The 14,846-nt window shown below is 39.4% G+C and carries 8 protein-coding genes; 5 read left to right on the plus strand and 3 right to left on the minus strand.

Annotated elements, in window-relative coordinates; genetic code table 11:
• Positions 1–19 precede the first annotated feature (19 nt).
• The 5 genes from H8796_RS01845 (at position 20) to H8796_RS01865 (ending at position 11,273) form a co-directional block, all read left to right on the plus strand.
• Positions 20–2,803 (plus strand): outer membrane beta-barrel protein, encoded by a 2,784-nt coding sequence (locus tag H8796_RS01845; RefSeq protein WP_117937882.1) that lies wholly within the window; start codon positions 20–22, stop codon positions 2,801–2,803.
• A 126-nt stretch (positions 2,804–2,929) separates the two neighbouring features.
• A complete protein-coding gene (locus H8796_RS01850; RefSeq protein WP_158570832.1) occupies positions 2,930–5,635 on the plus strand; it encodes an outer membrane beta-barrel protein in 2,706 nt (901 codons plus the stop codon).
• Between the two features lie 40 nt (positions 5,636–5,675).
• A complete protein-coding gene (locus H8796_RS01855; RefSeq protein ID WP_117938082.1) occupies positions 5,676–6,611 on the plus strand; it encodes an ABC transporter ATP-binding protein in 936 nt (311 codons plus the stop codon).
• 1 nt (position 6,612) lies between these two features.
• On the plus strand, positions 6,613–8,934 hold the full coding sequence (locus H8796_RS01860; protein ID WP_117938084.1) for a Gldg family protein: 2,322 nt from the start codon (positions 6,613–6,615) through the stop codon (positions 8,932–8,934).
• An 11-nt stretch (positions 8,935–8,945) separates the two neighbouring features.
• Positions 8,946–11,273 (plus strand): Gldg family protein, encoded by a 2,328-nt coding sequence (locus H8796_RS01865; protein ID WP_117938086.1) that lies wholly within the window; start codon positions 8,946–8,948, stop codon positions 11,271–11,273.
• 77 nt (positions 11,274–11,350) lie between these two features.
• On the opposite strand, the gene H8796_RS01870 is transcribed toward H8796_RS01865, so the two are convergent.
• From H8796_RS01870 to H8796_RS01880, 3 genes are all read right to left on the minus strand, one after another.
• Positions 11,351–12,790: an ATP-binding protein gene (locus H8796_RS01870; protein WP_032840003.1), complete on the minus strand. Its 1,440-nt coding sequence runs from the start codon at positions 12,788–12,790 to the stop codon at positions 11,351–11,353.
• 19 nt (positions 12,791–12,809) lie between these two features.
• A complete protein-coding gene (locus H8796_RS01875) occupies positions 12,810–13,940 on the minus strand; it encodes a sensor protein KdpD (RefSeq protein ID WP_004309023.1) in 1,131 nt (376 codons plus the stop codon).
• 84 nt (positions 13,941–14,024) lie between these two features.
• Positions 14,025–14,789: a hypothetical protein gene (locus H8796_RS01880; RefSeq protein WP_117938088.1), complete on the minus strand. Its 765-nt coding sequence runs from the start codon at positions 14,787–14,789 to the stop codon at positions 14,025–14,027.
• Positions 14,790–14,846: the final 57 nt, after the last annotated feature.

A 14,846-nucleotide genomic window follows, 5' to 3' on the forward strand; every position in this document is an offset into this window, starting at 1 on the left:
ACTTTTATCAAATTAAAACATGAAAAAAACAACAATTAATATTTTATTATTATTCATAGCCTTACTCATGAATGCTCAGGATAAGACAAATGAATTATCAGGATTTATCATGCACAAACAAGAAAGTGGATTTAATACGTCATTAGATGGTGCCAATATTTTTTTAATCTATGCAAAAGATACATTGAAAACAACAAGTGTAAATGGAACATTCCGTTTCAAACCTATAAAAACAGGGAAAGCGAAACTTATTGTGACTGCCATGGGATGTAGAAAAATTGAAAAAGAACTAAATATAATAGCAGGAAAGAATCCTAATCTTTACATAGATATTTTGGATGAATCCATCCAACTGGAAGAAGTCACCATCAAGGGCAGAATCCCCATTGTGACCCAAAATGGTGACACGCTAATATTCAACCCTAAGGCAGTCAACGTACAAGAAGGAGATGTCGCCATGAATATTGTGGAGCAACTTCCAGGAGCAGAGACCGATGAGCACTCCGTCCAGATAATGGGAAAACAAGTGACCAAAACTTATATAGACGGCAAACTAATATTCGGAAGTGACCCTATGGCAGCACTTAAGAATCTTTCTGCAACTGACGTATTAAAAATCAAGGCTTATGACGAATATGAAAATACGAAAACAAAAAAACTAATGTATAGGGGAGACCTCACCAGAGTGCTTAATATTGAGACTAAAAGCAAGCTTATCAGCTCGTGGAAAGCACATCTATTGGCCAGTGCAGGTAGTAATCTGGATTCAGAGAATAGCAGAGGGAAGTTCCGTAAAGGACTCGGACTCACTGCCAATTTCTTCTCTGAGAATTTTTTACTTACTGGGAATGCTTTTCACAATAATATCAACCGGAAATCAAACAATATTAAAGATGTTCTTTCCATCTCCAATCCTGAAAGTACTTTCAACGAAACAACTTATGCTGATTTAGCTATGGAACGCTCATGGAATACTGAAAATGGGACATACGGTGGGTTTACGGCATTCTACACTTTCGGTTATGATCGCGATAATACAGATACACGATCTGAACAACTTTATTTTCCCGACAACAATTATCAGCAGCGCCTTTATGAAGAACAAAACAGCAACAGTGATAGAAAACAGAATCACTATTCCGAATTATCTTTCTCTAATTCAAACGATAAATGGGGAGCACTCCATTGGAACCAACTGATAACATATAACAACAACAAAGATTGGCAATCGCTTTACATATACAATGAAGTAAATAATCTTCAAGCATCGAAAAGCCTGATGCATTACGGTAATCTAAACAAAAGCTTCCACGTGATGGAAAGAATCAGTTATACCAATGGGATTACTGACAGATTCGGATACACATTAGAAAGCTCTATAGATATAAATAAAGGGAACGATCATTCATTACGGGTAGACACTTTGGAAAGTTCGATAACACAAACATATCTGACTATTCCATCAAAGCTCCGCAATACGGAGTGGAACGGCAATGTTCAGCTAATGTATATACTGAATCCAGAAACAGAAAGCCAACTCTCTTTAGACTATTCCGTTAAATACGAAAACGGATGGAAACACCAATTCGCCTGGAATATGTTAAACCCGACAGAACCACAAACGGACGAAGCCAATACATATAGCTATAAAGTGAACAACTTGATACAAAAGCAGGAAGTGTCATTGCACTTTTCTCCCTATGAGAAAACAAGTTGTGACATCTCCGCAGGACTTAAGGAAAGTACACTTAACCGAAAAGAAAAAGACATAGACAACTACCAAAAAACATTCATTTCTCCAACCGTTAAGCTTTCTCTTGTATATTCAGATATAACAAATTCATGGAATACCACTTATATGCTGCACAACCTTGTGCCAAACATAGTACAGTTGCGTCCGCAAATAGACAACAGTAATCCCTATATGCTGCGCAGTGGAAATCCTAACTTAAAACAATCATATCTACATTCATTCCTCTTCAATTACAGCCGTATGCTGGGAAAACATAACCACACCCTAGGTGTAGCTATCAACACTACAATCCGCCAACACTCTCCTGTAGCGAAGACCACCTATTATAATACAGAAACTTATCTACCGGAATTACGATACACAGCACCAGCTCACAGCTCCCTAATTAGTTTTGAAAACGTAGAGGGATATTGGGATATAAAAGGCAAACTGATATGGCAAGCTCCTATACGTAGTATAAAATCTAAATATACCTTATCTGCCGGACTCAACTATGAACATAATCCATATTACATAGGGGAAAATAAGACTACAACGCGTACCTATGATCCATCGCTCGAACATTCGCTACTATGTAATCTAACTAAAAAACTAAAAATAACGGTCAGTACCAATACTCGATATATACATAGTATCAATACTGAAAATTATACAGGGAAAACATTCTATCAGACAGCGGGAACAACAGTAGATATCAGCCAAATATGCAAACATTTCTATTTAAGCAGTCATTATCTTTTCATTTTTAGCCGTGATTATGGAATAAACAAAGAGATTAACCGCAATCACACCCTAAACTTGAATATCGGATGCAAAGTGTTAAATCGTAAAGGAGACATTAGTATTGCCGCATACGATTTATTAAATAGTCACCGAACATTCAGTAGTCAAATGTATTCCAACTACATTCAAAATACATGGACTAATTATTATGGACGATTCTTTACCATAAACTTTGCGTATCGGTTTGGTAAAGTGAAATCGAATTACGAAGGGAATACGAATGACGGAAGCATACGTGAATACAGATCAATGCCCGGCAAAATATGAATCTCATAATATAGAAATATGATAAAAAATCCTACATCTATAATCCATATTTCATGTATATTACTGTCTCTCTGCAATATACACATACTGTGTGCTCAAAAAACAATTCCATCAGATTCCACTACCATGCAACAAAAGGTTGTCAAATATGGAAAAGTACAGCTACGCACAAGTATTATGCAAGTAAGTCTTGATGCAGTCAAGGCAAATCTGATATGTGGTAAAGATACATTGAAGGAAGATTATAGAAATGCAGGATTTATCTTTTGGAACAAAGTTCCCGTCGGCATCGCACGAGCCATCGTGTGGGCCGACGGATTTATCGCGGATTCTGATACACTATATGTACGAGAGGGACAAACAGCACAAAAAGACTTTTATCTGACCGACCGCGTTATACAATTGCAAGCCGTAACAGTAAAAGGTAAAATTCCCACTATGGTATACCGAGGCGATACTATCCGATTTAATCCACAAGGAATCAACATATTGGAAGACGATGTAGCACGAAATATCCTGGAGCAAATGCCGGGAGTGCAAGTATCAGAACAGGGAGTTAAAGTCGCTGGAAAAGATGTGGAGAAGACATACGTTGACGGCAAAAAGATTTTTGGAGAAAATCCAATGAATGCGTTGAATCACCTTCCTGCCAATGATGTTGTATACATATCCGCTTATGATGAAGATGAGCATAAAGAGCAAACACGTAAAAATAGAAAAGGCAAGAAACGCAGAGTTCTGAATATTGAGACAAAAAGCAAATTAGTAAACTCGAAGGAAGGGAATCTGATAGCAAGTATCGGAGGAAATATGGAAAAACAACAGCTCACAGACCATAATGCACGCTATGGTGTAGGAGGTACATTTAACTTTTTCTCCGAGAAAATGTTGGTAGCAATCAATGCTATGCACAATAACTTGAACAGAACAACCAATCAACCGCAAATATTTCTAAGTACCAGGAATCCATCGCAGACTTACAGTGAAAATAGCTTTGGAGCTATCAACCTGTCCCGCCGTTGGGAAAAAGAAACCGGATTTTACAAAGAAATAAAAGGAAGCTATCAGTTTGCACGAAGCGCAACAGAAGCCAATACCCAAACTGAACAAGAATACTTTGCTACAGATGCCTTCTGGCAAAAGAGTTATCTAAGCCAATATCAAAATACAAATCAGTATAATAAACATACTATGAATACTGGATTTAGTATGAATGATAAGAAATGGGGCAATTTGATTATTGATTATACCTTATCAACTAATCATTCAAAACAACATACACTACAGCAAATCACAAATAGCGTAGATGAAATTAAGAGTACCGGCATTTTACAACAAAACGGCCGTGGTAAAGCCCAAGAGATGCAAGGTGTGGTGAATTGGACAAAATTCGTCGGAGATTGGAACTACTCCATCCATGCGAACTATTCGAATAGCTCGTCCAACGGAGAAGAAAGCCGAGAAAACAAGACACAAAATGAGGCTAGTGGAAGTCTGCAAGAGATTACAACAATTCCAGCCAATGGAAGAGGAAATAAATGGGAGGCCAAAACAGGATTAAAGCGCATGCTATCAAAAGACAAATATTCATTCATCGAATTAGTATATAATTTTGTATCGGACAATCGCCATATCAATCAGCTCGCATGGAACAAAATAACAGGAGATATAGACCCTACAAATACATATAATTACCGAAATTATCTGATAGAACACACCCCTGAAACGACAGTTATTCTGCCCGATTTAGGAATTTTCAATATTGAGATTTCAGCAGGGTGGAAACATTCCATTATTAAGGATAGAAAAGAAACGGCACAAACAAAATTTGAAAAATCATTTAACGCATTAAAAGGAGAAGTACGGATTTCTTTAGGAGGAAGATTGAGTGAGAAAGCAGAGCATACAATCAAATATTCTATGAATAGCCAACTCCCCAATATAACACAGTTACGTTCAGAAATCAACAATTCTAATCCTTATTTTATCAGCGGTGGAAATCCAAACCTGAAAGCCAGTACTATACATAAAATCTGGTGGAAAGAACAGTATCGCTTTAATAACTACGGACATTTGATAAATTCGGAATTAACGCTAGCTTTCATAAAAAACAGTATCTCCAATAGGAACACTTATTTTAGCAAAGCAACTTACTTGCCTGATTTTAAATACACGGCTATTGCAAATAGTACACTCAGTAGTTACGACAATCTAAATGGAGCATGGAATACAGACTGGGATATTTCCTGGATGTATCCTATCGTAAAAATCAAATCTAATTTAGATGTTAATATTAATAATAAGTATGAACATCTGCCTTACTACTATGATAATATACGGGATATAACAAAAATAAGCACAACAAGGATAGGAACTGGATTCGCTACCAATCTGATTCCTCGATTGCGCGCATCAACTTATTGGAGTATCAACTATCGGCAAGCCTCCAATAAGGTGAATGACCAAACAAACCGGATATTAGCAAATCGCTTAATGGTAAATATGACGTGCACTCCCATATTAAAGTATTTCTTTGCGAATGTATCATATACCTATCAGCACCAGGACAACAAAACCTATCACCAGATTGATAAAGAAAACATCCTAAATATTTATGCTGGGGCGAAGGTGTTCAGTCGACGGGCAGAAGTAAGTATTACAGCATTCGACTTGTTAAATTCATATCATAACCGTATTATCCAAATGAAAGATAACTATACCAGTTATATTGACAGAGAGAACTTCGGGAGGTATTTTACCATAAATTTCTCTTGGAAATTCAGAAAGATCAAATCGAACCGAATGGATATTTCAAGAGGAGTTGCATGGTAATATGAATAAGAAATCAGTTAATCATTTAAAATAAAAAATTATGAGTAATCCTATTGTCGAGGTCAAGCATTTATCCCATCGTTATAGTGTTGATTGGGCCATTCGCGATATCAATTTTTCTATTGAGAAAACAGGAATATTAGGTCTGTTAGGTTCTAATGGGGCAGGTAAGTCCACCACCATGAATATCATCTGTGGAGTTTTAAATCAAACGGAAGGGGATGTATTTATCAATGGCATCGATCTACGGAAAAATCCGGTTGAAGCCAAAAAACATATTGGTTTCCTGCCTCAAAAGCCACCTCTTCATCCGGACTTGACTGTCGACGAATACTTAATACATTGTGCCACACTGCGGAGAATGGACAAATCAAAGATACGTGAAGCCGTAGAAACAGCCAAAGAACGTTGCGCCATTGCTCATTTCAGCAAACGGTTGATAAAGAATCTTTCTGGAGGATACCAACAAAGAGTAGGAATCGCACAAGCAATCGTACATAATCCACCATTCGTAGTACTTGATGAACCTACAAATGGACTCGATCCTAATCAGATTGTCGAAATACGCAATCTGATTAAAGAGATTGCAGAAGATCATTCTGTACTACTCTCTACACATATCCTATCGGAGGTGCAAGCTACTTGCAATGACATTCGTATGATTGAACACGGTAAAGTGGTATTCTCCGGTACTATGAAGGACTTTGATAATTATGTAGTTCCTAGTAGTTTCACCGTAACATTTACACTTCCTCCTTCCATGGAAGAATTAGCAAAGATAGAGCATGTCTTAAATATAGAAGAGCTTTATCCCGGTACATTCCGGATACGCTTTGATGATAATGAGAACATAACTGAACGAGTAGTAGCATTGAGTATACAGAACGGATGGCGGTTGAAGGAGATCACAATGGAACGTTGTTCTCTCGACATTATCTTTGCACAACTATCGGGAAAACTTAAAAACAATATCTGACATGACGGATCTAAAGATTATAATGCGTATTGCTCGAACCGATTTGGCTATTTTATTCTATTCGCCGATTGCATGGTTCATATTGATTGTTTTTTCATTCCTGACAGCATCAGGTTTCGCATCACTAATGGAAAGTATAGTGACCAGCTATGACCTTTCGGGAGGCGACGAAGTATCTTTAAGCAGTATTTGTTTCTTAGGTAGCTATGGTTTTCTATCCTCTATCGTTTCAAACATATACATCTATATTCCATTGCTAACAATGGGGCTCATCAGTCGCGAAACGGCATCGGGCTCTATCAAACTAGCTTATTCATCACCAGTCACCAGTAGTCAGATCGTGTTGGGCAAATATCTTGCAGCCATCGGATTTGGCTGTTGTCTGATGCTTGTCCCGATAGCCAGTGCTATTTATGGCAGTTTGGTAATCCCCTCTTTTGATTGGGCTCCGATATTAGTCGCCCTCCTCGGACTCTATTTATTAATATGCACTTATTGTGCTATTGGGCTCTTTATGTCCTCACTCACAACTTACCAAGTAGTGGCAGCGGTTGGGACTCTTATTATCTTAGCCATATTAAATTTCATAGGAGGTATCGGTCAGGAATACGATTTCATACGTGAACTGACTTATTGGCTGTCAATAAATGGAAGAACAATCGACATGCTAAACGGAGTAATCCGAAGTGAGGATGTGATTTATTTTATTGTTGTAGTAACCCTTTTCCTGGCATTTACCATTTTCAAACTTTCATCCGACCGGCGAACTATCAGTCGGTTCCGACAAACAATCAGCTATCTGGGATTTTTTGTCGCAGCAATGGCAATCGGTTATTTCACTTCACGTCCGGGAATGATTAAGGTGTGGGATACAACACGTACAAAACTAAATTCACTTACCGAAAACAGCCAAAATGTATTGGCAAAACTGACAGGATCGGTAACTATTACCAATTATGTTAATCTGCTTGATGGAAAGTCATATCGGTACCTTCCTATTATGAAGAAAGCGAATGAAACGATTTTCGAACCTTATTGCCTCGCTAAGCCCGACCTGCAAGTAAAGTATGTCTATTATTATGATTTTGCCCCCAACGGCGTAGCAAATAATCCCAAGTTTCAAGACAAAACGATAGATGAAATGCGTGATTATATGACCATGGTTTATAATTTAAATCCTCATTTATTCAAATCTCCGGAAGAAATCCGTAAAATCGTAGATCTGCGTGAAGAGCAAAATACATTTGTTCGCATTATGGAAACACAAGATGGGAAACGTACTTTCATCCGTGATTTTCAGGATATGGAAGCAACACCATCAGAAGCAGAAATTACAGCAGCAATAAAAAAGATGATCTCAACTCCTCCCACTGTTGCCTTTATCAAAGGAGACGGTGAACGTGAAATATCTAAACCGGGTGACCGCGACTACAGTAACTTCTCCATTGAAAAATATTCCAGGGCTGCCTTGATTAATCAGGGCTTCGAAGTCTGTGAGATCGACATTTCCCATGGAGACACAATTCCTTCCCTTATCAATATTGTGGTTCTTGCAGAAATGAGAACTCCGCTTACAGAAAAAGGAGAAAGTCAACTGGAAACTTACTTAGCTCGTGGAGGTAATTTATTTATTCTCACCGACACAGGCAGGCAAGAAATCATGAATCCTTTTCTAGGCAGATTCGGTATCAAAATGGAAGAGTATCAACTGGCACAATCTTCTGCTGATTTCTCCCCTAATCTGATTTTAGCCAAAGCCACCCGTGAATCGGGAAAACTAACATTTGGATTCAAAGATGATTTTCCCAAACATGACCTACGTGTCTCTATGCCCGGATGTGTAGCTCTTACCTCCTTCGACAACGATTATGGATTCCAATATACACCGATTCTTGAAACAAATGCCAAAGGAGTATGGATTGAGAAGGAACAAACCGATCTGGAGGAATCACCTGTACAATGTAACGCCTCTGCAGAAGAAAAAGAACAAACCTATATTACAGCCTATGCCCTTTCACGTCAACTGAAAGATAAAGAGCAGCGTATTATCATTTCTGGTGATGCAGATTGTATAAGTAATGCTGAACTAACTCTTTCACGTGAAGGGTATACATCAGGAAACTTTAATATGATTATCGAAAGCTTCCGCTGGCTTTCCGGAGGAGAATTTCCTATTGACGTACGCCGTCCTCATTGCACCGACAACAAGCTCTCAATCGGAGTAAAGGATGTCAGTACGATGAAAACTATTTTCATAATCATTATACCCGCTATCCTCCTACTAATGGGAGTTGGCATCTGGTTTTTCCGCAGAAGAAATTAATAGAGAAAAAGATGAACTTAAGACTTATACTTAGAATAGCCCGTACCGAACTAGCGGTACTTTTTTACTCACCGGTTGCATGGTTGCTACTGGTCGCTTTTACATGCCAGGTAGGATTCGATTTTATGAATATCCTGACGGAAATAGTAAAAATAAAAGCATTGGGCAACACGATCACTTTTAGTGTCACAGCCGGTTTTGTTCTTGGTCTCAAAGGAATATATGAAGTAATACAGGAAACGATCTACCTCTATATTCCTTTATTGACCATGAATCTGATGAGCCGTGAATATTCATCAGGATCTATCAAACTACTATATTCATCACCGGTAAGCAGTGTTCAAATCATTGTCGGCAAGTTTGTCTCAATGGTAGTATTTGCCCTGATCTTTGTCGTTATCCTTGCCCTACCGACAATCGTGATGTTTATATCGGTACCACATGTTGATGTTACACTTATCCTAGCGGGATTGTTATCCATGTTTCTATTGATATTGACCTATTGCTCTATCGGTCTCTTTATGACCACGCTCACATCTTACCAGGTTGTGGCAGCTGTTGCCACCCTTTCCACATTGGCATTTTTCAATTATGTGGGTGGAATCGGCCAGGAGTCCATATTCTTTAGAGAGATTACTTATTGGTTATCTATTAAAGGACGCGCCAGTGAAATGGTTGGAGGATTGATATGCAGCGATGATGTCATCTATTTCTTGGCTGTAATTTCATTATTCCTCTGGCTATCGGTCATTAAACTGAATAATGAAAAGACACGCCGTTCGTTCCTTTCAAAAACAATGCGTTATACATTAGCCGTATGCACCATTATAGTGATTGGTTTTGCCAGTTCACGCCCGGCATTAATGTTTTTTTATGATGCCACCCGCAGCAAGCAGCGTACACTTTCGGAAGAAAGTCAGAAAGTGATGAGACAGTTGTCCGGCCCTATGACAATTACAACTTATGTCGATATCTTTGATAAAGAATTTGACGTTGCTTCTCCAAAGGAACAGAAAGAAGATATGACACGATTTAAAATGTACATACGCTTCAAACCAGAGATAAAAATGAAGTACGTTTACTATTACTCTACACCAAAAGACAGTACTCTTTATCACCAATATCCAAATAAAAGTATTCGTGAAATAGCTTATGAAGTTGCCAAGAAAAAGAATTTCAATCCTAAGCAACTAAAAAGCGCCGAAGAACTAAAAGAGAAAATAGATCTGGCTAAAGAAAATTATCGGTTTGTACGTGTTGTAGAGCGTGGGTCCGGTGAACAAGCCCGCCTTCGTTTGTTCGACGATATGGAATATCATCCCTCTGAAACAGAAATCTCCGCAGCATTGAAAAAAATGCTTGTTACTCCCGTAAAGGTAGGTGTCATCACAGGACACCACGAGCGTTCGACCACTAAAAAGGGAGATCAGGATTACTCACTTTTTGCCACACACGGGCGCTTCCGTTATTCCATGATTAACCAAGGTTTTGATTTGACGGAACTGGATTTGAAGGATATGAATGATATACCAAACAATATCAATATATTACTTATTGCTGAAATGCGTTCGTCCATGAGTCCAAAAGAAGAAGAAATTATAAACCGTTTTCTTGAACGTGGAGGTAATATGATGATTATGGGTGATGTCGGACGTGAGGAAGTGATGAATCCCTTGCTCCGGAAAATCGGTTTAAAACTGCTTCCGGGAATCATTGCACAACCTTCTGACATTAATCCGGGAGACCTCATTCTTGCAAAGGCTACACAAGCAGCCGCTGACAGTATAGGAGGTTTCTACAAACGTATGGTAGAAAGAAAAACCTATAGTGCGGTCACTATGCCATCAGCGGTTGCTCTGGAAGTTGTCGATACAACCCAATTCCATCCAATCGTTTTATTGCAAAGTAACGCCCAACAAACATGGATTGAATATCAAACAAAAGATTTTATAAATGATTCTCTTTCATTGGATTCTCTTCAAGGTGAAAAGCTAGGGGCATATCCTACGGCAATAGCATTAACCCGCAAGATAAAAAACAAAGATAAAGAACAACGTATCATCGTCCTGGGTGACGCAGATTGTTTCAGCAATGCCGAACTACAAAAAAGCTCAAGACCAGGTATTTATTCATTTAACTTTAATATGATTCCCGGTTCATTCCGTTGGTTGTGTTATAATGAGTTTCCGGTATCTTCTTCCAGAGATCCTTTCCTCGACAAAGATATCAGCCTGACGCCTATGGATTTATCTACCATTAAAACCATCTATTGCTATGGCATTCCATTTATCATTGGATTATGCGGCATTTGGACATGTTGGAGGAGAAGAAAACGATAAAAGAAAATAAACAAAAACTTCCGGCAGGCACAAAAATGCTTGCCGGAAGTCTGATTCTTCCATACACCCCTTCAAATCTACGCTTTCAACCGCATCACAAACCGGCTACCCTTACCCAATTCGCTCTCTACCGTCAACGTACCACCATGAGCTTCCACAAAATCCTTGGAAATAGATAATCCCAATCCACTGCCTTGCACTTTCGTTCCGGGTACACGGAAATAACGGTCGAAGATACTTTTGTGATAACGCGGATCAATCCCCTTTCCAAAATCCTGGACATAGAGTTCGATCATATTTTCATCCTGTTTGGCACCGATAATCACACGTCCGTTTTCTTTAGAATAACGGATAGCATTACTTAGCAGATTCGTCAATACCCAGGCAATCTTTTCACTGTCGACAAAGAGTTTGCCGATTTTCTCTTCCGGATATTCCACTTCTATCTGGATATTAAACTTATCCGCTTGCACTTGATTAGCTTTAATCGCATATTCGATCAACTCAATCGGTTTGGTGATCTTCGGCATAAACTGTAGTTTTCCCGCTTCCACCTGGGTCATGTTAAGCAATTCTCCGGTGATACTCAACAAACGCTCGCTGTTCTCCTTGATACTCTTAGACAACTGTTCCTGTTCATCATTCAATGCACCGACACGCTTATCTTCCAACAACTGGAGGCTCATCATAATAGCAGCAATCGGAGTCTTCAGTTCATGAGATATCGTCGAGATAAATGTAGTCTTGGCAGAATCCAGTTCCTTAAATTCCGTGATATTCTTCAATAAAATAACATCACCCAGTTTGCGGGGTTCCCCTTTTTCAGCCTCCGTATTAATGATAGGGACATAAGAGGCCTTAAAGTAACTCTCTTTGTCGTCGGCATATATCTTCAATGGTTCCTTCTGCTCGCTTGGCGTCACCAGTTCACGGATCAACCGCCGCAACAGGTCATTCTTCAAAGCCAGTTCCTCCGCCGATTGACGAATCACATTCTCCCGTTTCAGATTCAAGACATTGAGTGCTTCCTCATTGATAAACAGAATTTCACGCTCCATATTCAAGCCGATCACCGGATCATCTATACTGTTTACAATTGCTTCAATAAATTTCTTTGCAGAAAGAATATCCGACAAAGTACTGGCACGATATTCGGTCAAACGCTCCGCCATCCGGTTAAAACTATCCGCCACATCCCGGAATTCTTCATTATTATTCATCTGCAGACGCTTCTCATAATTATGATTGGCTATTTCAAGAATTCCCTCTTTCAGCTCTTTAATAGGCTTGCTGATAGTACGGGGCAACCAATAAAGCAATATCAGTCCGGTCAAGATACAGATTCCTCCCGTTACGGAAATCCATAACAGAGCACGTTCCAATCCGGGCATAGCAGCAGGACTATCAGGTTCTGTCGCTGTCAGAATTTGAAGATTCACAACTGAAAGTGTTACCAGCAAAATAATCATTCCGGCCAGCATTCCGATACCGAGAATCAGTTTCGTTTTAATATTCATAACGTTCATACGATTAATATTATGCAAGTATAATCAAATCTACATTAGCTTGTGACAAATTATTTAAAAACTTTCTATATCCCAGTATAGAACAAATAGCGTATGGCAACCTTAAATTAGGAGTTCCCATGCAAACAGTCGATATCTGTTTCTCTTTACAAACCTTGACGATGCTACCCAAAATATCCTTCGACTGCACCTGCACCACCTCTCCCCCAAGTTCCGCCACGAGCTTAAAATGGTTCAACAGATACCGTTGACTGGCTAAATCGATTCTATCCATACTCTCTTTCGGAGTCTGAACATACAGGGCTATAAAAGTGGTATTATACCGGGTTGCCAACTTTGCCGCCTTTCTGATAATTCGCCGGGGTGTTTTCTCATGACTACTGATACAAGCCATAAACTTTTCATGCCGGAGTCCGACGGCTACTCCCATCACCACCTCATTCTCCACCTTTTTTTCTACCCGCAACGCTACTTCCTTCAAAGCCAACTCACGTAACTGAAGAATATTCTCTGTCCGAAAGAAATTATCCAATGCCGTCTGGATCTTTTCCGGACGATATATCTTACCCGCTTTCAAACGTGCAATCAGCTCCTCTGCCGTCAAGTCAATATTCACCACCTCATCCGCTTCCTGAAGAACACTGTCGGGCACCCGTTCTTTCACTTCAATACCCGTAATCTCCTGCACTTCTTCATTCACGCTTTCAATGTGCTGAATATTGATTGCCGAAATCACATTGATTCCCTCATCCAGCAAAGTTATCACATCCTGCCAACGTTTCTCGTTCAAACTACCTTCTACATTGGTATGAGCCAGTTCATCCACAATTACAATTTCCGGATGGACACGGATAATCGTATCCAGATCCATTTCCTCCAATTCTTTCCCCTTATAGAAGATTTTACGACGCGGAATGACAGGGAGCCCTTGCAACAATGCTTCCGTCCCGGCGCGTCCATGAGTTTCGATATAGCCGATTTGCACGTTCACACCGTTCTCCAGCAGTTCATGTGCCTCCTGAAGCATACGATATGACTTTCCCACACCGGCTATCATACCGATATAGACCTTGAATTTGCCCCGGTGGGACTTCTTTATCAGATCCAAAAAATACTGTACACTATGTTCTCTATCATCCATTACGTCAATCTGTTATTTTAAACATCCTAACCCGTAGTAATCATCACGATCACCACGGGTTTCACAAAAATTCATGAGTTTATTTTATGGCCTTAAAGTTACGCCAAATACTAAATGGGCGTCCTCCAAACGTGGATTCCATATAGCCTGTACAAATATAGGCAATGAAAACTTATCATTAAAATTTATTGCTTTCGTTGCTTTCAAAGCTAGGTTCGTCACTGCAAACCCATTCACATTATACTGCGGAGTCTTATAAGGAACCACTCCACAAGTAGCATTCAGATCAACTCCTTTCACACTGAACGGATAATTCAGTTCTACGTAAGAAGAGTATGCCTGCTTTTCTTCCCCCTCATCAGTCGTTTTTCTGTCAGCACCGGCAAACATGGTATACCATGCGATAGATAACGGGAACTTTTCAATAGGAAGCGTATAAGCTAACCCTGCTTCAAAATGATGTCCGGTGTCTCCACTTTTAAAATGAAAATAATTATTGGTAAGTTCTCCATTGGCCACATCAGCTTGTCCGTCCCACCAAAGAGTGGCTACAGAAAGCGTCGGTCCTGCTTCACCGAACTTATAAGCTGCGGTCAGGTCAATTTCTTTATTACTCTCACTCAAACTGGTTGAGCCCCATGCAGTAAGCGAAAAATTACCTACGCTAAATCCCAAAGTCGGCTGAAAGGAAGCAGCTCCCCCCTGATAAATACCACGCCATACATACGAACTTACCAAATCACCTTGTATAGTAAACTCTTGTGCTTGTGCATTAACTGTTCCCAACACACAAACGGCTGCTACAGCCATTGTTCCTAAAAAACTCTTTTTACTAAAAAAACTTTTCATACTTCTTATCTTATTCTATTTTATGTTTCCGTAAAAAAGCAGCGCCCTATCCAACCC

It is taken from the genome of Bacteroides sp. M10, assembly GCF_014334015.1.
Classification (GTDB): Bacteria; Bacteroidota; Bacteroidia; order Bacteroidales; family Bacteroidaceae; genus Bacteroides; species Bacteroides intestinigallinarum.

Coding starts and splice junctions, on each gene's coding strand:
- H8796_RS01845 (WP_117937882.1), top strand. CDS start 20: ATGAAAAAAACAACAATTAATATTTTATTATTATTCATAGCCTTACTC.
- H8796_RS01875 (WP_004309023.1), bottom strand. CDS start 13,940: ATGGATGATAGAGAACATAGTGTACAGTATTTTTTGGATCTGATAAAG.
- H8796_RS01855 (WP_117938082.1), top strand. CDS start 5,676: ATGAGTAATCCTATTGTCGAGGTCAAGCATTTATCCCATCGTTATAGT.
- H8796_RS01865 (WP_117938086.1), top strand. CDS start 8,946: ATGAACTTAAGACTTATACTTAGAATAGCCCGTACCGAACTAGCGGTA.
- H8796_RS01870 (WP_032840003.1), bottom strand. CDS start 12,790: ATGAATATTAAAACGAAACTGATTCTCGGTATCGGAATGCTGGCCGGA.
- H8796_RS01850 (WP_158570832.1), top strand. CDS start 2,930: ATGCAACAAAAGGTTGTCAAATATGGAAAAGTACAGCTACGCACAAGT.
- H8796_RS01880 (WP_117938088.1), bottom strand. CDS start 14,789: ATGAAAAGTTTTTTTAGTAAAAAGAGTTTTTTAGGAACAATGGCTGTA.
- H8796_RS01860 (WP_117938084.1), top strand. CDS start 6,613: ATGACGGATCTAAAGATTATAATGCGTATTGCTCGAACCGATTTGGCT.